Below are 18,888 nucleotides of genomic sequence, written 5' to 3'. Positions count from 1 at the left end.
GATTTACCACTATGTAAGCTATAACATATTAAATTAAATCGCGTAAAAACAATAAAATCCCTCTCTATAAAGGAAAAGCTCCCGAAGTCATTATAACATCAAGCATTAAAACCAAGATGGATGTCTGTAATTGGATGAACTGCAAACTCTGCCACCGTATCGGGTTGGTCATACTTTTCCTTTTTCAATTCCAACAGCAGCAGGCTTTTTCGCAAACCGCAGCGCCGGCACAGCGTGAAATGAAACCGCGCATCGGTGCTTTTTTCAGCCTGGTAACTAATCTTTACCAAACACCTTTTAGCCCCAGTACAGAAGCAGAGGCCAGCCTGTTACCTCTCCGCGCTATGGGCTTTCCTACAGGCGTAAACTTTTGGTTAAACGATCAGCTTGCATTTTCTATCGAAGTGGTTCCGACCCTAAGCTGGGAAGAAAGACTGCGTGTATCTCAATTTCTCTTTCATCCGGGTATCATCTGGAATCTAGGGAAAAACATGAGCGTGGCCACACGCATGGCCTTCGAAAGTAATGGACAGCTGGGAGTTACACCCGTGATCGGAAAAAAAATTAAAGACTTCGGACACTCGAACCTCTCCCTAGCTATTCCTTTTCCCCTGCGTTTCGGAAACGATCTGCCGAGCAACTGGGCGATCGGGCTGCAAGTGGGATGGGGCTTTTAATGTAAAGCCATACAGAATAAATCAGGGCTCGTCTGCCGTTAGCAAACGGCGGTATCGAATCTAAACCGAAACTTCAGCCTTAATATGTGGGTGGGGATCGTAATTTTCCAAGGTGAAGTCCGCGTAAGAAAATCCAAAGAGGTCCTTCACCTCCGGATTCAGCCGCATCTGCGGCAAAGGACGCGGTGTTCTACTCAGCTGCAGCTTGGCCTGCTCCAGGTGGTTCAGGTACAGGTGTGCATCGCCAAAGGTATGGATAAACTCACCCGGGGCCAGGTCGCAAACTTGCGCCACCATCAGCGTCAGCAGCGCATAGGAAGCGATATTAAAAGGAACACCTAAAAACACATCGGCAGAACGCTGATACAGCTGACAGGAAAGCTTTCCCTCCGCCACATAAAACTGAAACAAGGTATGGCAGGGGGGGAGGGCCATTTTATTTACCTCCGCCACATTCCAGGCGCAGACCAGGTGCCGCCGACTATCGGGATTGCGCTTTAGCCCATCGACGAGCAGCTTGATCTGATCGATTTCACCGCCTTTGCCGTCAGGCCAGTGCCGCCATTGATGCCCATATACCGGGCCCAGCTCCCCATTTTCATCGGCCCATTCATCCCAAATACGTACCCCGTTTTCCTTCAGGTACGCGATATTCGTCTCTCCTTTTAAGAACCAGAGCAGCTCATGAATGATCGAGCGCAGGTGCAGCTTTTTCGTGGTCACCAGTGGGAATCCCTTTTCCAGTTGAAAACGCATCTGATAGCCGAACACGGATAGCGTTCCAGTGCCGGTTCTGTCCTCTTTTTTCACTCCATGCGCTAAAATGTGCGCCATAAGCTCATGATATGCCTGCATACGGTATCGGAATAAATAATGGTTTTGGCCTCTGGCCAAAGGTACAGCATTCTCCCCATTTTCAAAAGCTCCGCCGGAACCCGGCTGCCAAAACCTTTCCCCGATGGCGGCGTTTTCTATAAAAACTACACCTGATGTCTGCCCACTTTTTACGCCCCCAAGCCTACCGCCTCGCCCTGCTGGCCCTTGGGATCAGCCTCCTTTTTGTTGCTCTCCGTCCGACGCCCGTCTTTAACTATGATTTCGAAGGTTTTTTTCCCCGTGGAGACGAAAGCCTGCGCTACTATCAGGACTTTCGCGAGCGCTTTCAAAACGACAACGATTACCTCCTGATCGCTGTCCAAGCGCCCGAAACCGTCTGGGATCGAGACTTTTTGGCTGAGGTAGAAGCGCTCCAAGAAGAACTTCGGGCCCTTCCTGCCGTGGAGGCGGTGCAGTCTGCACTCGATCTGGAAGAGCTCCGGGCGGGAAGCTTCGGGCTGAGCCGCAGAAAATACATTCAGTACGAGGATGAAGAGGCACTTGAAGCCAGCCAAAAGCGCTTGGAGGCCCTGCAGACTACGGGCGCTCAGTTTATAGCCGCAGAGGAAAGGTACCTACTGCTGCTTTTAGAAAACGAACAAGAAATCGCGAAGGAAAGAGGGGATACCCTATTTCAAGCCATCCAAGCCACCCTCAATGCACGGGCGGAGGCCTTTTCCGACATCAAAACTGCAGGGAAGATTAAGGCGCAGGGGGCTTTCGTGTCCCTTCTGCAGGCGGAGTTTGCCTTTTTTCTTGGTATGAGCTTCCTGCTCATCATCTGCTTGCTTGCCCTGCTCTTCCAAACCTGGTGGGGCGTGGTGCTCCCCCTTCTGGTGCTGGCCGTGGGCATCGCCTGGTCCCTGGCCTTTCGGCTGCTCAGCGGGCAGGCCCTTGACGTGCTAGCGGTGATGCAACCTACCCTGCTGCTGGTCATCGGGCTGAGTGCTTGTGTGCATTACTTGAGTTATTACCTGCTGCTGCTTCGACGCGGTTACAGCAAGTGGGAAGCCATCCCAGAAACTTTTCGCCATTTGTTTCTGGCTGTTTTTCTCACCGCCCTAACCACCAGTTTAGGCTTCTTCTCGCTCTATTTAGCCAGCGCCGACAGCATCCGCTACTTTGGGCTTTTCACCGGCGCAGGTGTCCTTTTTATGTTTATAGCGATTAATTTGTTGCTACCCGCTCTCCTGTATCGCTTCGCGCCGGAAGGGCAGGGGGGAAGCATACGGGGGCACCAGCGCTGGGAGAGGGGACTGCGGGGGCTTATGGGCGCGGTTCTCAGGAACCGCAAAACCGTCTTGGCGACCTTTATGTTCCTTGTGGCTGCATCCCTTGCCTTGTTGCCCCGCCTGCAAGTGGACGGCTACCTGCTGGACAATTTGCCGGAAGACCATCCCATCGTTCAAGAATTTCTCTTTTTCGACCGCACCTTCGGCGGTAGTAATCCCCTCGAAATCAGTATTACTGCCGGTAGCGAAGTGAAAAATCTCTGGGACTATCGGGCACTAAAGGCCTTGGATACCTTGGAGCAGTTTATCCAAAAAACCTATGCTACAGGGCCCTTGCTTTCACCACTCAGCTACGCGAAATTCGCCCATATGGCTTCGAATCAGGCCAGCCCTAAGGCCTTTGTCCTCCCCTCCGAGGCACGGTATGCCCGCTATGATGGGCTGATCGAAGGCTTGGTAGAAGCAGACTTTTTACCTCCACTACTAGATCCCTCAGAAACCGAAGCCCGAATCACAGGGCGCATGCAGGACTGGGGTTCCGCTCGGGCGAGTCAACGGGATGCCGAGCTTCGTGCCTTCACCGAAGCCCACATCCCGGAGGAAATCCTCCTCGTTCGCCGCACGGGAACTTCCTACCTGATCGACAAAAGCCATCGCCTGGTCTCCGAGCAGATGGCCAAAGGCCTGGGGCTGGCTTTCCTGCTGGTGGCCGCCGTGGCGGGAATCTTGTTCCGCTCCTGGCGCATGGCCTTCCTAGTCCTGATCCCGAATGTCATCCCCCTACTTTTTATGTGTAGCGTGATGGTGCTTTTAGGCATCGATCTGAAACTTACTACCGCCATTTTATTTGCGGTGGCTTTTGGGATCGCCGTAGACGATAGCATTCACTTTATGAGTAAGTTATACGGGGAGCTCCGAGATGGGAAAAGCATGGCCTATGCCGTGAAACGCACCTTTTTGGAAACAGGAAAAGCCATCAGCCTGAGTACCCTGATCCTATGCAGTGGCTTCGCCCTGCTGCTGTTTAGTGCATTCGGGGTCACCTTTTACACAGGCCTGCTGATTAGCCTTGCCCTTCTTTTTGCTTGGGCCGCAGACCTGCTGCTGCTTCCTGTGCTGCTGGGAAATCGGAGCTATGGGGTGTCGGAGCGCTTGCGCAAAAGAGCACCGATGGGATAATGATCCGAATAATCGACCGCCGAGTAAGTTTTAAAGTCCACCACATCGAAAAAATCTTCCAGGTAAAACAAGTGGTCGATCCGCAGAAAAAAGAGCACGCGGTTATAGGTGAAGCCAAAGCCGCTGCCCGCACTTTCGAAGGCATTTGCCAGGTTTTGACGAAGGTTAAAGTACAGGTAGCTGTACGGTGTATCGTTAAAATCTCCCATCAGCAAAACAGGGTAAGGACTGTCGGCGATATGCCGCTGCAGCTGCTCCAGCTGACTGGCACGGGTCACCTGCCCATTTCGAATCTTTCGCGCCACATCGTAGTAGTTTTCCTTAAAGCCTTCTACATCTTTTAAGGCCTCCGCCTGTATGCTCATGGATTCCAGATGAACATTATAGATGCGAATCGTATCATTTTTCCAGCGGACATCGGCGAAAATGACACCATTGTTGCGTGCATTATCGAAAACGCGCCCTTCATTGATGATGGGAAAACGGCTGATGATGGCCATGCCGATGCTTTGGCGCTCGCGCCGCCCCTGCACAGGCTGATAGGAAATATACATGTCCTGATCCTCCGCCAGCCGGCGAATCATATGCGTAGAGGCCGTCGTTTCATCTTGATAAAATTCTTGGATGCACTTGATATCTGCAGGGTGCTCACTGAGCCAGCGGACGATGCTCTCCCGAAACTCTGCAGGATCTCGCTTTTCCCTGTTGTAACGAAAAAGATGTACATTATAGGAGAGTACCTCTAAGGTTTCTTCTGAGCGTGTTTCCTGGTAGCGATCGGGGCTGGGCCAGCGAAAAGTGGCTTTCAGATAAGGGAAGCTGAGCACCAGAACCAGAAGCGGCACCCAAAACCAGCGGCTGCGGCTAAGGCTCAAGAGTAAAAGTAAAAGCCCATGCCCGATAAGTAGCAGGGGGATGCCCAAACTCAATAGGCCCGCTAAGGGAACGTGGAGGGGGCTGAGGTAAACGCTCAGTAGCACCGCCACGCTGCATATCAAAAGAAGTCCATAAAACCAGCGCGCCATATCGAATCCAAACTGCTTGCAAAACGCAAAACTAGGGAGAAAATTGAGTTTCCAAGGTAAAAAATCAAGTAAATCTCCCTAGTTTTAGCTTTTAGCGATCTGAGGAAATCAGCACCAGCTCCTCCTGAGGAGCCAAAATATAGCGGGCTCCGTCTTCGGTTACTACGGCGATTTCTTCTACAGACATGGTTTTCAGCCCTCCATCGGGCAACTTCCACGCATGAAAGCCATCGAAGGCGAAAAGTTGGCCAGGCTTCAGCGGGCGCATCACCGAAGGACGCGTGCTGGGATCCTCCAGCAGACCACCGCCTAAGCTGGGACCGATATCGTGGGCCACGTAGCCGACCGGATGTCCGGTGCTCCACATGACGGGCTCTGAGCCACGCTCAGCCATCCACTCACGCTGCGCACGATCCACCTCAAAGCCCCTCACGCCAGGAGCCATGGCTGCTAATGCCACTCGATTCCCGCCGATACTAGACTCGAAATAATACTGTACAGAATCAGGAGCGCTGCTTTCACCAGGACGTAGCACATAGGCAAAACGCTGGATATCACTTACCCACATATCCCAAACGCGCACACCAAAGTCAATCTGAATCACATCGCCGGGCTGGATGACCTTGTCGGTGGCATGGCTATGCCCGCGGTCAGCACCAGAGTTGACATTCGGATTTTGTTCTGGATTCCAAGCATCACTGAAGCCATAGGCCTCCATTTTATCCTTTAAAAAGCGGGCGATGTCGGCATCCGTACTTTTTCCGGGCACCACCTGCGCATAGGCCTCGATTTCCCACTGCGCCGTCAGCTCGGAGGCCTTCGCGATAATTTCTACCTCCTCGGGAAGCTTTACGGATAGCCACTCATAAATCAGCTCCTCCGCAGAAACTAACTTCACCGCATCGGGGCCCATCGCAGTACTGATGGCGGCATATTGGCTGCTGGACAGGCCGTCGGCCAAAGCATTTTCCGCTGAAGTATTGATGGCTATCGTGCGGAAGCCACCGCTTCGCAAATAATCCACAGCCTGAGAAAGCGCAGAGGCTCCCCGGTCTACAGGCCGCACTTCATCGTGGATGCCGGACTCCGCCAGGGCCGTAGCTTCCCCTACAGGTGAGAAGGCGATGCTGCTGACCTGCCCATCTTGATAGGCAAAGACTATAGCAAGCTGCCCGCCAGCATTTTCACCCCCCACATGATGAGCGATGGGGTCATTGTTGTTCTCACGGCAGAGAACCAGCCAGGCATCTACGCCGGCCGCCTCCATCGCTGGAGGCAATAGGCTGCGCATGCGCTCCTTTCGGATTTCTGGCCAAGGGCTCGGGCCAGCGAAGGGATTATCGATTTCCTGCTGGGGACTATTGTCTTCTTCAGAAGAACAGGCCAAGACACTTGCCGCGATGGCACAGAGGAAAAAACCCTTCCGAAGAAGGTCGGAAAGAGATCGTGTATAGGGCATTAGCTTTCGTTTTATGCGAATGAAAATAAAGGTAAAGTAAAGCCTTTTTCTGATGTACCACTATTTTTTTCCATAAATGGAAGCGTACGACTGCCTCGACACCTGATTTTCTCCCCAACCCTTACCCAGCCTATTAAAAGGTGGTTCCGAGGCGATCAGAAAAAATGCCTCGAAAGAAGAAAAACCTTTGCTTTATTTTTTTTACATTTGTTATTCTCTTCAGGCCGAACATTTTTAAATCCACTTTGCTGTAACGGATTGAAATTCAGGTCAAAACTGTGTCTACTAGGTCGCTAGGATAGTTAAAATGTCATTTCGCCCTACTTTCCATAAACTAAAGCGTCATCCGATTTATGAGTACCCTATACACCCCCTGTGATATTCCGGAGAAGGAACCGAAGCTTGACTTTTCTTCTTTTATCCTTGCTATGGGCTCATGTTTTTCCACGGTGATGGGAGGATTTTTACAGCAGCGGAAATTCGAGACGCTCATCAATCCCTTCGGAACGCTCTTTAACCCTATTTCTATTCTCCGAAATGCCCACATGGCCCTACACCAAGAACCCTATCGCATGGAGCTGCTGGCACATCGGGATGGGCTACTTGCGCATTATGAGGTACATGGCGACCTGATGGCTTACAGTGAACATGCACTGCAGCGGCTGCTGGCGAAGCGTCAAAACGCCTGCCGCCAAGGGCTTCTCGATGCGACACATGTCTTTTTCACCTTCGGAACCGCTTGGGTGCACGAACACCTGGAATCCGGTGCGCTGGTAGCGAACTGCCACAAGCAGCCCGCGGCTTTTTTTCGGAAACGCCTGCTCAGCGTAGAGGAAATCGTCCATGCCTTTGAACAGTTTTATCTCCGCCTCCAAGAAGAAAACCCGGAGGCTGCACTGCTGCTTACCGTAAGCCCTGTCCGCCATACCCGCGAAGGCCTTCCTGAGAATCAACTGAGCAAATCGGTGCTCCGCCTGGCCTGTCATGAAATCGAGCAGCGCTTCCCACAGGTGAATTATTTCCCTGCCTATGAGTTGATGCTCGATGAACTGCGCGACTACCGCTTCTATAAGGAGGATCTCATTCACCCGAATGCGCTCGCCGAGCAGCTCATCTGGGAGCGCTTTAAAGCCGCATGGATCCATCGCAGCACTTTTGGGCTCATTCATGAGTTCGAACAAATCCAGCGTGAACTGGCCCACCGCCCGCTAAATCCCGAGGGTGCCGCACATCAGCGTTTTGTCAGCAGCCTCCTGCGCAAGCTGGAACGATTCGATAAGGATTTTGATTTTAGTAAAGAAATTGAGCAGCTGCGTAAGCAGGCGATGCAGCAAAGCCGCTAAGCGCAAGCCTTTTTTTGGCCCGCGAGGGCCCCATGCCTAAACCCTTTCCGCCGGTGCAAGAAACTTTATTTACGGACTTTAAAGGCAGCGGAGAGCCAGATCAGTACGTCGACCTGGTGCTGCCCGTACCCATTCCTAATCTGTTCACCTACCTCGTGCCCCGAGAGCTGGGGGCCAGCATAGGCATCGGCTTCCGGGTGGTGGTGCAGTTCGGCCCGAAACGGGTACTCACCGGCATCGTGGCGCGCATCCATGAAAAGGCGCCAGAGACCTATGAGGTGAAGCCACTCCTGGATGTGCTAGACACGGAGCCGGTGGTGCATCCTATCCAGATCCGGTTTTGGTCCTGGATGGCCAGCTATTATGCCTGCTATCTGGGGGAAGTGATGGGAGCCGCCCTGCCCGCTGGGCTCAAATTAAACGCGGAGAGCCGCCTGCAGCTGCGGCCTGAATTTTCGCGCGAGGCCTGTGCCTTTCCGCTGGATCCCCGGGAGGAGCTCCTCATCCAAGCACTCGAGCAAAAAGACTCGCTCACCTATCTGGAGTGCGAGCAGGTACTGGGCAGCAAGCAGATTCATAAGCTCATCAAAAGCCTGATCGCCAAGGAAATCGTGTTGGTGTTCGAACAGCTAAAGGACAGATACACCCCACGAAAGGTGAGTAAGGTGCGGCTGGCGGCGGACTATCTGGAGGCGGGGGCGCTCGAAAAACTTTTCGAGACCTTGAGTAGCAAGCCCAAGCAGGAGGCCGTACTGCTGCGGCTGCTCCAACTCCTACCAGTGCATCAAAATCCTGGTTTAAATGCGCTGGGGGTGGAGAAAAAGCGCTTGCGTGAGGGAGTGGAACTCTCGGAGTCGTCCCTGAACACCTTACTAAAAAATGGAGTCCTAGAGGGTTTCGAAGAAATCGTCAGCCGCTTCCAGGAGCAAGAAGGGACGGAGCAGCGCCCGGAGCTCAGTAAGGCGCAGGCGCAGGCCTTGGCAGAAATCGGGGAGGCCTTTCAGGCCAAAGATACGGTACTGCTGCAGGGGGTGACGGGCAGTGGCAAAACAGAACTGTACCTACACCTGATTTTAGATGCACTGGAGGGTGGAGCCCAGGTCCTGCTGCTACTTCCGGAAATCGCGCTAACCACGCATCTGGTAGAGCGCCTGCGCGGTGCTCTGGGTGCTAAAATGGGGGTCTTCCACTCTAAATTTTCCGAAAATGAGCGGGTAGAGGTCTGGAATGGGCTGCTGCAAGGGCGCTACCAAGTGGTCGTAGGCGTACGCAGCGCGCTCTTCCTGCCCTTTGATAGCCTCGGCCTGGTCATCGTGGATGAAGAGCATGAGTCTTCTTTTAAGCAGTTCGACCCTGCCCCCCGCTTTCAGGCGCGGGATGCGGCACTCATGCTCGCACACATGCACCAAGCCAAAACCCTTTTGGGCTCGGCCACCCCTTCCTTCGAATCGTACTTTCATGCACGCAGAGAAAAATATGGCTATGTGTTTTTAGGAACCCGCTACGGGAATGCACAGCTGCCCCAGGTGGAGCTTAGCGATATCCTGAGGGATAAGAAGCGCAACTTGCTCAAACAGGGCTTCACCGCACGCCTGCGGGAGGCCATCCAACAGCGCCTCGCACGGCAGGAGCAGGTCTTGCTCTTCCAAAACCGCCGGGGCTATGCGCCCTACCTCTTCTGTGATGCCTGTGGCTGGGTGCCCGAATGCGTGCAGTGTGATGTGAACCTGACTTACCACCAAGCGATTGCCAGCCTAAACTGCCACTACTGTGGATTTAAAGATGGCTTGCCCGCACAGTGCCCTGCCTGTGGAAGTACTAAGTTGAGCCCCGTGGGGCTAGGTACAGAGCGCTTGGAAGAAGATGTCAGCCTGCTCTTTCCTGAGGCCCGTGTGGCGCGGATGGACCTGGATACGACGCGCTCTAAGTATGGGTTCCAACAGCTACTGGAGGAGTTTGCTGCAGGGCATATCGATATTCTTGTAGGTACTCAGATGATCACAAAAGGACTGGATTTTGAGCGCGTTACCCTAGTGGGGGTGATGGATGCCGATAGAATACTCAATTTCCCAGATTTTCGCTCCAGCGAACGGGCTTTCGCGCAGCTCTTGCAGGTGGGAGGACGCGCCGGAAGACGAGAAAAAGCCGGAGAGGTCATCATTCAGACGCGGCGCCCAGACCAGCCCCTCTTCCAATGGGTGATCGGATCCGATTACCATGCCCTCTATCTGGAGGATATGGCGGATCGCCAAAAGTACCTCTACCCGCCCTTTGTGAAACTTATCCGTGTTTCTGTGCGCCATAAAGAACAGCCGGTGGCAAAAAAAGGCGCCGAGCACCTCCGCAACCTCCTCCAAGAGGTGCCCGTCCAAAAGGTGGTGCTGGGCCCGGAAAAAGCCCTGGTAGGTAAAGTCCGCAACTACTACATTTTCGAATTGCTTCTCAAGTTGGAACGCCGCCAGGAGGCCAATCAAGAGATGAAGCAAGCCCTACAGCAGCTGGCCGAAGGCATGCAGCAGCAGCGTGAATTCCGTAATCTACGGATCTTAATCGATGTAGATCCCTATTAAGCGTTTACATGTCGGCGCTAAGCGAGGTCATCCGCTTTTTTTTGGGCCGCTAGGCCTTCACGGAGCCACACCGATACCTTGCGAGCTAGGGTCTCCCGGCTGTAAGCCTGCAGGCTTTCGGTAAGTGGACGGATGGCTTGAGGGTGAAAGGTTTGTAAAAATTCCTGAATATCAGCTTGTTGACTATGAAGAAAAACCTTGCCCGCTTTGGCTTTCTGGAGGAGATCGGCACTGTCGCCCTCCGGGTCGCCCAGCGCCAAAACAGGCCTGCCTGTTGCCATGTATTCAAAGAGCTTTCCCGGAATGTTTCCACGCGCATTCGCGCTCTGGGTAAGGATGAGCAAAAGTAAATCTGCTTGCGCATAATACTGAAAAACTTCCGCATGGGATACATAGCCCACCAGTGTCACTGTATCCGCTAGCGCGGGATGTGCGGCCAGAAAATCATGGAGAGCTGCTGAGACTTTGCCTACGAAATACACGTGGAAGCGTGGAGCTTCGGGAACGTGTAAGAGAGCAAGCAGGGCCTCTAAAAAAGGAAAAGGGTTCCGGATCGCGTCGATAATACCGGTGTAGACGATGCGGATAGGCCTTCCAAGTGCCCTTTCAGCGGGGTGGTACAGAGAGGAGGGAAAGTCTCGGGGGTCGAAACCATTGGTGAGCAGGGATACGGGTCGCTCGACAAGCGCCTGTAGCTCCTGCTGAAAGGTCGGGCTGATGGTACAGATTCGGTCTGCCTCGTGGCAAATGGCCCGCTCCAGCCGTGCATGCTTTCGGCGGACAAAGGGCAGCATGGGCAGCTGCTGCAGAAACTCCCACTGCGTCCAGGGATCACGAAAATCAGCCAGCCAATATACCGATGTCTGGGCTTTTATTCGGCGGGCAACCAAGTGCATGCTGTGGGGAGGGCCCGTGCTGATGAGAGCCTGCAGGCCTTCTGATTTCACCAGAGCGGCACCTTTGGCCGAGGCGGCCTCCACCCAGGCAACCCGTGGATCCGGAATAAAGCAGTTGGCACGAATAAAAAGGGCTGCCCGACCCAAGAGGCCAGGCTTTTTTTCTTCTAAAACGGCTGCTGCATCGCCTCCCTTTTGGCCACGTAGGCGGCGCCACACCTGATAGGGCTCCTGGATAGGGACAGGATGCACCTGAAGGTCAGGATGAATTTCAGCCAAAAGCTTGGGGTCCCTAAGGTGAAAGTCCGGATTTTCTGGTGTCAGGACGTGCACCTGCCAACCCATCTCTTGTAAAAAATAGCTCATTTTCAGCCAGCGCTGCACGCCAGAGCCTGCAGAAGGGGGCCAGTAGTAGCTGATGAGTAAAATTCCGGGTTTTTTCATCGAAAATAAGTGCGCCCACGCATGTTTGTGTGGGAATTTTTTATACATTCACTCCCAAAATTACATAAAAAGCCAGGCGGAAAAAACTTTTGTACAGCTGAGGTCGATTTCGCTCTCCATTTACTCTCCCTGAAAAGAATTCGGAGAGTTAACAATCTGAATGCAAGTTCGTTTCGTTAATGCTTTAAACTAGTACGTATGAAAAAAACCTTTTCCTGGTGGACGGCAGGGCTGATGGCCTTATGCGTGGGGATGGGAGCCTGTATGCCTCCCGAAGATGAGACAGATAATCCGGGATTAGCCATTCCGGGCATCAATCAAGAGATTTATCGCTTGATGCAGGAATTTTATTTTTGGGAGGACGAGCTTCCCGTGGTGACAGATTTCGGCCGCATCAACGATAACGACGCCTTTTTACGCAGCCTTCGCTTCGAGCCGCTCGACCGCTGGTCGTACGTCACCACCCGGGAGGCCTTCGAGGCAGCCTTCACCGGCCAAGCCAGTGGGGTACATGGCTTTGGTTTTCAGCTCCAAGAGCAGTCCTCCGGGGACTTCAAAATGTTTCTGGCCTTCGTTTTCGAAAATGGTCCTGCCGGACAAGATGGCTGGCAGCGCGGTTGGGAAGTAACGCACATCAACGGGCGTCCCATCATGAGCTACCGCACTGGGAATGGGTTTGACTTTCAACTGGGCCCAAATGTCATCGGCAGCACGAATACGTTTACCTTTCGCCTGCCAGACGGCACAGAAACCACCCGCACCATTCGGCGAGATGCCTTCCAGACCAACTCGGTGCTTCATCAAGAGGCCTTTCAGTTGGCCGGAAAAAAGGTGGGCTACTGGGTCTACCATTCTTTCCGCGCCACAGCAGGAGAAAATCCCGTCCGTAGCCTAGAAGTGGAAAATAGCTTTCAGTTTTTTAATCAAGAGCAAGTTCAGGAACTTATCATCGACCTGCGCTATAATGGGGGCGGTTCCGTAGCGGTTACCGAGCAGATTCTAAACTACCTTATTCCACAGGCGGCTAATAATCAGGTGATGTACACCATTCAGCATAACCGATTCCAACAAAATGCTCGGAATAGAACCGTCAACTTCCGGAGAACGGGCAATTTACAGCTGCAGCGGGTCATCTTCCTGACCAGCCGAAGCTCAGCCTCGGCCTCGGAGCTGCTCATTAATTGTCTCGAACCCTATATGGAGGTGGTTCTCATCGGAGATAATACCTTCGGTAAGCCCGTGGGCTCCTTTACGTTAAGTAATTTTAGCCGTCCGCTCCAGCAGCGTGGATTGGAGCTCGTGCCGATAACCTTTGCCACGACGAATGCCACAGGGGTGGCCGAATATTTCGATGGCCTGCCCGCAGACTTCTTCGTGGCCGATGATCCGACGCGCAACTGGGGAGATCGTCAGGAGGCACGTTTTCAGGCCGCCCTGCAGCTGATCAGCTCAGGCTCCATTCAGGCCGGAGCCCGAAGCAGCTATCGACCCCCCTTCTGGGAAATGATCGATCATTTTAGCGGGCTAGAACAAGAGTTTTTGCACTTCTAGTGTCCGAAAGATAAAAAAACGCATACCATGATTCTAATATCAGGGAGGCTAGCGCGAGCGGCTTCCCTTTTTTTACGCCTCGTCTAAAAAGCAAGGCAGGAACAGGTGGTTCTCGGCCATGGAAAGGTGGAATAACGGCAGGCATCTAACGCTGCTTGTAGGGAAGCAGCGGAGGGCGATAAGCATAGCGACAGGAATGGGGCTAGGTCAACTTAGCGCTCGTGTGCTCCTGTGACGTTTTTTAGATGCGCTGCATAATCCGGGATCAGAGTATTATGGCCGCTGGCCAAAGCCACATGCCTGGCCGCTGGTAGCGCTTCCAGGAAGTAGGCCAAATTTTCATAGGTCACCATGCGGTCATAGGTGCCCGTGACGAGGGTGACGGAAATCGGCTGCCGCTGAAGGTCTGCTAAGATCTTAGGAATATTGGGCTTTAGCTTGCGGAATACTGACCAGGTAAAATAAACCTGTGCACGCTTCGTGCGCGTCTCCATCTGGGTATCGATAAATTTAACGATGCTTTTATCCAGTAGGCCGATGCGCCGCAACCCATGCATCCACGCGAAAAACCGGCTGGGATTTAGTACCGTGCGCTTAAAAAGTCCTTCGAAAATACCAGGAAAATTACTGATGTTATACCAAAAGCCCGTTCTGATCCCATCAGGTGCTAAAAGCGTTAAGCTCAACACCCGAGTAGGAAGTTCCTGGTAGCTGATGAGACAAAATTTGCCTCCCATGCTGTAGCCGACCAGATGAAAGGCAGTAAATTTTTCCGTTTCCATTAACAGTTGGAGCACGGCTGCCCAGTCTTGGGGAAGGAGCCGCTTGGAGGCTTTACTCCAGCTGCTCAAGCCATGGAAAAAGAGATCTAGGGTGATGTAGCGCTCTTCTTTTTTGCGCAAAGCCAGAAAGGATTGAAAGGCCTGTTGGTTTTGGCCGAAACCGTGTAGCAGGAGGGTGACGGTTCCGCCTGCAGGCCCATAGACACGATAGGCCAGGCGCCCTAGGGAGCTATTTAAAAATTTTACCGGTACATCGGAAAAGGACTGCGCCATGCGATAGAAACTATTTTTTGTAATTTAGTTTCCTTTGCCCGAAGGGCAAAATCTTTTACAAAAAAAAAGCATCTACGCGTATACGTAGATGCCGGCATTTGACGGGGGGCAAGGAGCCGAAAATCAACTCCTACGCCCTCCTGCGCTATTAAGCATGCTCTTTTAAGAAGGAAGTAAACATCCAGTGCTTCAGCTCGATGCTCTTGATAAAGGCGACGAGCATATCTTCTGTGGCCTTATCTCCAAGCTCTGCCACATTTTCAGCGGCATCGTTCATATTTTCGGCGAGCACTTCGAAGTCGCGCAAGACTTCGCGCACCATATCGTGCGGATGTAGGTCTGTCCCCACCTCTTTGATGTCAGCAACTTCCAGATAATCACGCATCAGGCTCAGTGGCGTCATGCCGAATACCCGCACACGCTCTGCTACGAGGTCAATATTTTCCATGGCTTCGTCATAGAGCTCTTCGAATTTTTCGTGTAGCTCGAAGAAGTCTCCACCGGTAACATTCCAGTGGAAGTTACGCAATTTCTGATAGTGCACGTGATAGTTGGCGAGCAACTGATTCAGCGATGCGACGATTTTATCTGTTTCTTCTCGATTATAACCCAATTTTTTAAATACGCGTTTTTCAGCGGTTCCGTTCGTGTTCATGGTTGTGTTCGTTTAGTAGTTGTTATTTGGATTGATTTTAATCCCTTCCACTGCTAGGTCTAACTGATGGGTGTCGAAAGGGGAGTCCAAAAAGCGGGCTCCGAATTCGGCGATCAGAATAGGAGTTTTTAAGCGGGAAGGGTCGCGATGCAGGAGGTCGAGTAGGTCCTGCTCACTGTAAGAGGCGGGCGCTATCTCCTCTGCGTAGCGCTCATGTCGCTTATCGAATAAATCAATAATCGGCACGCCCAACTTGGTAGCCAACTCTGCAAAATGACGCTGAGTAAGCGGAGTTTTGGCCACATCTACCTCATTGATTTTATGCTGATCTAAGGCGGAAGCATATCCGAAAGCTTCTCGGTCCTTCAGATCGCGAGAATGGTATAAAAATTTAATTTCTTGATGACCTAAGTCAAACATGCTGTTTGTGGTTTAGTGAATACACTTTATAAACGGGCTTAGGACTCCTTTTGTTTCGAGGTTAAAGCGTATTCGGGTAATTTAGACTGCTATTTAGTTTCATTAAAAATAATTTTATTACTATATTTGAAACAAACGTATAGCTAAACCAATTTTACGCCTTAAAGTAATTCTGCATGAAATCTTTCTATTTCTTTTCTATTCCGTTTCGACGCCAAGTGTGGGGCATCTGTTGCTTTGCTCTCATAGGCGGATTAGTTGCCTGCCAGGAGTCTGAAGAAGTGTTGCCAGAGCAGGAGCAAGCCGCGCGCTTTACACGCTTACCGAATTTCAGTTGGGAGCGTGGCCATGTGGCCAATCTGACGCTACAGGGGGATCGTTTGTTTTATTCCAATGCCCTCACCCCAGGTTTTTTCTCGGCAGCTGGTACGCAAGAGCAGTTTTCTGCACGTTCTTTTGATATGAATTTTGGACAGGCGCATGGAGAAATTCTGTCGATAGGTGCTTTGGATACCCGAGCGAGTTTACTGGCCATGGCGAATACCGACTATAACAGTCTGGATGTTCTGCGTCTAAATGCCCTCACCATTCCCGATCACCCTGCTAATTATCAATTAAATCCAGGTTGGTTCGGCCTCCCTTCTTTTGGTGTGCAGGGCAATGTGATTCTCTCTAGCTGGGTGGATCCCCTCGGTGGATCGTCGCTGGAGGATCGTGTTTTTTTAGTGCAAGTGGATGCTCAGGCGGCCCGTCTGCCGGTGATAAATCAAGAGGCTCCAGTTATAGAAAAGATTCTGCTGGACTATCGTTTTGAGGATAGACCACTCACCGAGCTCTATTCGGTTTTTGCGATGGAGTCGGGCTGGCTCATTTCTGGGGGAATAGCTGGCCGTCAGAGCAGCTTTGTGCTTTCCGAGGCTGGTGCGGTCACGCCTCTGTTTGAGGACTTACGCCGCTTTGTCGTGCTGGGGACGGATACATTTGTGGATGGAAGCCGCCTGGTGCTCAGTGAGGAAGGTCTTTTCCGTTCTGCCTCCGGCAATGTCATGGACCTGGAACCTGTTTTTGCTTCTTCTACTTTACGGGGTGTTCGCGTGGTGGAGGAGCGCATCGTCGTTTGGACAGGTACAGATGAGCTGTTCGAACTGGAGGGCGAAGGAGATAGCGCCACACTGACACGTATTAATACCGAAGGGTTAGAGGATTTGCAATTTACCGATGTGGCCTTATTCGATGGTTTTGTGCACATCGCCACGCGTAATGGTCTCTTTAAAATCGCCCAAGATGACTTTTGGATGCCTGCTGAGTAAGCCCATAGCGCATCAATACCTAAAGGGGCCGCTTTTTTTCCGAAGAGCGGCCTTTTTTTGGGCTCAAAGTGAGTTGGGGTACCCCGGACAGCACATCGCAGCCGCCTTCAGACGCAGTAGCGCTGTCACTTATTTGGGAAGGGCACGGGCATAAGCACTTGGCGTCTGCCCTGTTTCACGGAGAAAAAGTCGGTTGAAGTTGCTCAAATTACTAAAGCCTGCACGTTCTGCCACTTGGGCGATAGTAAGCCCGGATAGTTCGCGGAGGCAGTTTTGAGCATAAGCAATGCGTACGGAGAGCAGCACCTTGCTGAGGCTTTGGCCGGAGGCCTGACTTACAAAACGACTGAAGGCCGCGTACTGCATACCGACTTCTGCTGCCAATTCACCCAGCTCTATGCCCGTATCGAAGTCCTGTAGCAGCCGTTCGTACACCCGTAACAGCCGGGGTTCTCGTTGAAAGGGGAGCAACCAGCTCCGCTCTTCCTGCAGGAGAGGATTTTGAAGAGGCTCTTGGAGGGCTTGCTGCCAGTCGTAGGCAGCCTGAAAAAATTGGAGTTGCGGAAAGGCTGCCGGTAGGGCTTCCTCCACCCATTCGGGAAGGTGTAGCAGGCGGGCAAAGCGCTCCCGCGCATAGGGGAGGCATCGAGCCCATAGGCTGGCATCTGCTGCCTGCTGTGCCAGGGGCTGGAGGCCGACACCCCACTGTGGGAGACTGAGCAGTGCCTCTTCGCTCACCTCGATGAGGTGAAACCCCTCCGGACTAGGCATGTTCGTTTGCTTTCCTTTTTGTTCGTTTGCTTTCTTTTTTAGGGGGAAATCACTTTCTTTTTCTTTCTTTTCCTTTCCTTTTAGTGGATTTTTGAGAAAAATAGAAAGATTTCGATCACAAACGAACAGGCTATCTTGCTGCAATACATGGAAGTGCCCGCCTACATAGAGCCAGTAGGGGCTGGCAGGACAGAACAAGAAGCGTAGGCCGGCACCGGGAAGGCTGGGAAAAAAAAGGTTGGCCTCCTCTGCTGCTTGCCACCTGTACTGGGCGGGAAAAAAGGGGCGAGAAGGACGGGGGGAAGCGTTCATGTGGGTACGATTTCTGACTGCGAAGATAGTATTTTTAGGACTGAACCGCTATGTCTTTCTTATAAAGCACCATCCCTTTAGTAGGGGAGAGGAAAGGAAGTCATTCAGCTATCCTTTTTTAGCAGAAAAAGAGGGGGCTTTCTGGAGCCCTTCGGGCGAAACAACGTACATTCGGTAGGAATAAAGGGATCAACAGACATGCACATGCAGGAGCAAGAGCAGGAAGCAGAGCGGCTTCGTTTACTTCGTTTAGGCCCTTTCGGACAAGAGCAGCCAGGGCTTCTTTTTCATGGGAAGGCCCATTATATAAAAGGGGAGGCCCTTCCGGGAGGGGATTATGGGGAGGTATTTTTTCAGGCAGGAGGTTTCCGCTGGTTGCGGGAGCGGCTCAAGAATGGCGCTATCTGGCTGGAAGAAGTGCCTGTGGGAGTGCGCATCGGCACTCCTGTGGCTCGTCCTTCTAAGCTCATCGCGGTAGGGCTTAATTATGCTGCCCATGCTGCCGAGGTAAAGATGAAGGCACCGGAAAGGCCGATCCTGTTTATGAAAGCGAGTACGTCTCTATCGGGTCCCTATGATGCGATTCCGATGCCGAGTGCTGCGGAGAAGTTGGATTATGAAGCGGAGCTGGCAGTGGTCATCGGCAGGGAGGGAATCGAAATTCATCCGGATGTGGCGGCGCAACACATCGCAGGATACAGTATTTTAAATGATGTAAGTGAGCGAGCCTGGCAGCTGGAGCATAAGGGACAGTGGGTGAAGGGCAAAAGTTATGATGGTTTTGCACCGATGGGCCCCTTTCTGCTAGAGCCAGCTGCCGAACAGCAAGTGGAGCTTTTTCGGGTGCGTACCTGGGTGAATGATGAGCTGCGCCAGGAGAGCAGTACAGCGCAGATGCTGCTGGATGTGCCGGCGCTAATCGCAGAAATATCTCGCTATATGCGTCTTTTGCCTGGCGACATTATCGCTACGGGAACACCTGCTGGTGTCGGGATGGGCCTACAGCCTCCCTCTTATTTGCGTCCGGGGGACCGCGTTCGTATCCAGCTGAGTGGACTGGGCGAGATGGAGCAAGAGGTGCGCGTGATCCCGCCAGTTGCTTAGGCGAAGCTC

General features: G+C 52.4%; 15 protein-coding genes. 7 read left to right on the top strand and 8 right to left on the bottom strand.

Translation table 11 applies throughout. The features are described from left to right. The first annotated feature begins 116 nt into the window (after window positions 1-116). Window positions 117-677, top strand: coding sequence for a hypothetical protein (locus ACXIT9_RS01885; protein WP_458054548.1), 561 nt, complete (start codon window positions 117-119; stop codon window positions 675-677). A 60-nt stretch (window positions 678-737) separates the two neighbouring features. Here the strand turns inward: ACXIT9_RS01885 and ACXIT9_RS01880 are convergent, their stop codons facing one another. Continuing rightward, window positions 738-1,532, bottom strand: a complete 795-nt coding sequence (locus ACXIT9_RS01880) for a thymidylate synthase (RefSeq protein WP_458054547.1) — start codon at window positions 1,530-1,532, stop codon at window positions 738-740. A gap of 134 nt (window positions 1,533-1,666) precedes the next feature. Here ACXIT9_RS01880 and ACXIT9_RS01875 point away from each other — a divergent pair, with 134 nt between their 5' ends. Then, on the top strand, window positions 1,667-3,964 hold the full coding sequence (locus ACXIT9_RS01875; RefSeq protein ID WP_458054546.1) for an efflux RND transporter permease subunit: 2,298 nt from the start codon (window positions 1,667-1,669) through the stop codon (window positions 3,962-3,964). Here the strand turns inward: ACXIT9_RS01875 and ACXIT9_RS01870 are convergent. Continuing rightward, a complete protein-coding gene (locus tag ACXIT9_RS01870) occupies window positions 3,919-4,989 on the bottom strand; it encodes an endonuclease/exonuclease/phosphatase family protein (protein ID WP_458054545.1) in 1,071 nt (356 codons plus the stop codon). The two genes, ACXIT9_RS01875 and ACXIT9_RS01870, sit on opposite strands and share 46 nt — an antisense overlap. A gap of 91 nt (window positions 4,990-5,080) precedes the next feature. Then, window positions 5,081-6,448, bottom strand: a complete 1,368-nt coding sequence (locus ACXIT9_RS01865) for a M24 family metallopeptidase (protein ID WP_458054544.1) — start codon at window positions 6,446-6,448, stop codon at window positions 5,081-5,083. A gap of 353 nt (window positions 6,449-6,801) precedes the next feature. Between ACXIT9_RS01865 and ACXIT9_RS01860 the strand changes: the two genes are divergently transcribed. Both ACXIT9_RS01860 and priA read left to right on the top strand, forming a co-directional pair. After that, window positions 6,802-7,791, top strand: coding sequence for a GSCFA domain-containing protein (locus ACXIT9_RS01860; protein ID WP_458054543.1), 990 nt, complete (start codon window positions 6,802-6,804; stop codon window positions 7,789-7,791). 53 nt (window positions 7,792-7,844) lie between these two features. Next, on the top strand, window positions 7,845-10,361 hold the full coding sequence (gene priA, locus ACXIT9_RS01855; RefSeq protein ID WP_458054542.1) for a replication restart helicase PriA: 2,517 nt from the start codon (window positions 7,845-7,847) through the stop codon (window positions 10,359-10,361). A 17-nt stretch (window positions 10,362-10,378) separates the two neighbouring features. Here the strand turns inward: priA and ACXIT9_RS01850 are convergent, their stop codons facing one another. Further along, window positions 10,379-11,701 (bottom strand): glycosyltransferase, encoded by a 1,323-nt coding sequence (locus ACXIT9_RS01850; protein WP_458054541.1) that lies wholly within the window; start codon window positions 11,699-11,701, stop codon window positions 10,379-10,381. 198 nt (window positions 11,702-11,899) lie between these two features. On the opposite strand from ACXIT9_RS01850, the gene ACXIT9_RS01845 reads away from it, so the two are divergent. Next, window positions 11,900-13,252: a S41 family peptidase gene (locus ACXIT9_RS01845; RefSeq protein WP_458054540.1), complete on the top strand. Its 1,353-nt coding sequence runs from the start codon at window positions 11,900-11,902 to the stop codon at window positions 13,250-13,252. A 212-nt stretch (window positions 13,253-13,464) separates the two neighbouring features. On the opposite strand, the gene ACXIT9_RS01840 is transcribed toward ACXIT9_RS01845, so the two are convergent. The 3 genes from ACXIT9_RS01840 to ACXIT9_RS01830 all read right to left on the bottom strand — a co-directional run bounded on the left by ACXIT9_RS01840 (window position 13,465) and on the right by ACXIT9_RS01830 (window position 15,382). Continuing rightward, window positions 13,465-14,307 carry an alpha/beta fold hydrolase gene (locus tag ACXIT9_RS01840; protein ID WP_458054539.1) on the bottom strand — a complete coding sequence of 281 codons (843 nt, stop codon included), beginning with the start codon at window positions 14,305-14,307 and terminating at the stop codon, window positions 13,465-13,467. 148 nt (window positions 14,308-14,455) lie between these two features. Continuing rightward, window positions 14,456-14,962, bottom strand: a complete 507-nt coding sequence (locus tag ACXIT9_RS01835; RefSeq protein ID WP_458054538.1) for a Dps family protein — start codon at window positions 14,960-14,962, stop codon at window positions 14,456-14,458. 12 nt (window positions 14,963-14,974) lie between these two features. Continuing rightward, window positions 14,975-15,382: an arsenate reductase family protein gene (locus ACXIT9_RS01830; RefSeq protein WP_458054537.1), complete on the bottom strand. Its 408-nt coding sequence runs from the start codon at window positions 15,380-15,382 to the stop codon at window positions 14,975-14,977. A 176-nt stretch (window positions 15,383-15,558) separates the two neighbouring features. Here ACXIT9_RS01830 and ACXIT9_RS01825 point away from each other — a divergent pair, with 176 nt between their 5' ends. Continuing rightward, window positions 15,559-16,692 (top strand): hypothetical protein, encoded by a 1,134-nt coding sequence (locus ACXIT9_RS01825; protein WP_458054536.1) that lies wholly within the window; start codon window positions 15,559-15,561, stop codon window positions 16,690-16,692. Window positions 16,693-16,821: 129 nt separating this feature from the next. Here the strand turns inward: ACXIT9_RS01825 and ACXIT9_RS01820 are convergent, their stop codons facing one another. Next, window positions 16,822-17,775 (bottom strand): helix-turn-helix domain-containing protein, encoded by a 954-nt coding sequence (locus ACXIT9_RS01820; protein WP_458054535.1) that lies wholly within the window; start codon window positions 17,773-17,775, stop codon window positions 16,822-16,824. Window positions 17,776-17,973: 198 nt separating this feature from the next. On the opposite strand from ACXIT9_RS01820, the gene ACXIT9_RS01815 reads away from it, so the two are divergent. Next, on the top strand, window positions 17,974-18,879 hold the full coding sequence (locus ACXIT9_RS01815) for a fumarylacetoacetate hydrolase family protein (RefSeq protein WP_458054534.1): 906 nt from the start codon (window positions 17,974-17,976) through the stop codon (window positions 18,877-18,879). The last annotated feature ends 9 nt before the right edge of the window (window positions 18,880-18,888 follow it).

The sequence above is a fragment of the Nitritalea sp. genome (genome assembly GCF_054166705.1).
This window is presented reverse-complemented; position numbering and strand designations above follow the sequence as displayed.

Excerpts from the sequence above, each read along its gene's own strand:
- ACXIT9_RS01885 (WP_458054548.1), top strand. The coding sequence starts at position 117 with ATGGATGTCTGTAATTGGATGAACTGCAAACTCTGCCACCGTATCGGG.
- ACXIT9_RS01880 (WP_458054547.1), bottom strand. The coding sequence starts at position 1,532 with ATGCAGGCATATCATGAGCTTATGGCGCACATTTTAGCGCATGGAGTG.
- ACXIT9_RS01875 (WP_458054546.1), top strand. The coding sequence starts at position 1,667 with ATGTCTGCCCACTTTTTACGCCCCCAAGCCTACCGCCTCGCCCTGCTG.
- ACXIT9_RS01870 (WP_458054545.1), bottom strand. The coding sequence starts at position 4,989 with ATGGCGCGCTGGTTTTATGGACTTCTTTTGATATGCAGCGTGGCGGTG.
- ACXIT9_RS01865 (WP_458054544.1), bottom strand. The coding sequence starts at position 6,448 with ATGCCCTATACACGATCTCTTTCCGACCTTCTTCGGAAGGGTTTTTTC.
- ACXIT9_RS01860 (WP_458054543.1), top strand. The coding sequence starts at position 6,802 with ATGAGTACCCTATACACCCCCTGTGATATTCCGGAGAAGGAACCGAAG.
- ACXIT9_RS01850 (WP_458054541.1), bottom strand. The coding sequence starts at position 11,701 with ATGAAAAAACCCGGAATTTTACTCATCAGCTACTACTGGCCCCCTTCT.
- ACXIT9_RS01845 (WP_458054540.1), top strand. The coding sequence starts at position 11,900 with ATGAAAAAAACCTTTTCCTGGTGGACGGCAGGGCTGATGGCCTTATGC.
- ACXIT9_RS01840 (WP_458054539.1), bottom strand. The coding sequence starts at position 14,307 with ATGGCGCAGTCCTTTTCCGATGTACCGGTAAAATTTTTAAATAGCTCC.
- ACXIT9_RS01835 (WP_458054538.1), bottom strand. The coding sequence starts at position 14,962 with ATGAACACGAACGGAACCGCTGAAAAACGCGTATTTAAAAAATTGGGT.
- ACXIT9_RS01830 (WP_458054537.1), bottom strand. The coding sequence starts at position 15,382 with ATGTTTGACTTAGGTCATCAAGAAATTAAATTTTTATACCATTCTCGC.
- ACXIT9_RS01825 (WP_458054536.1), top strand. The coding sequence starts at position 15,559 with ATGAAATCTTTCTATTTCTTTTCTATTCCGTTTCGACGCCAAGTGTGG.
- ACXIT9_RS01820 (WP_458054535.1), bottom strand. The coding sequence starts at position 17,775 with ATGAACGCTTCCCCCCGTCCTTCTCGCCCCTTTTTTCCCGCCCAGTAC.
- ACXIT9_RS01815 (WP_458054534.1), top strand. The coding sequence starts at position 17,974 with ATGCACATGCAGGAGCAAGAGCAGGAAGCAGAGCGGCTTCGTTTACTT.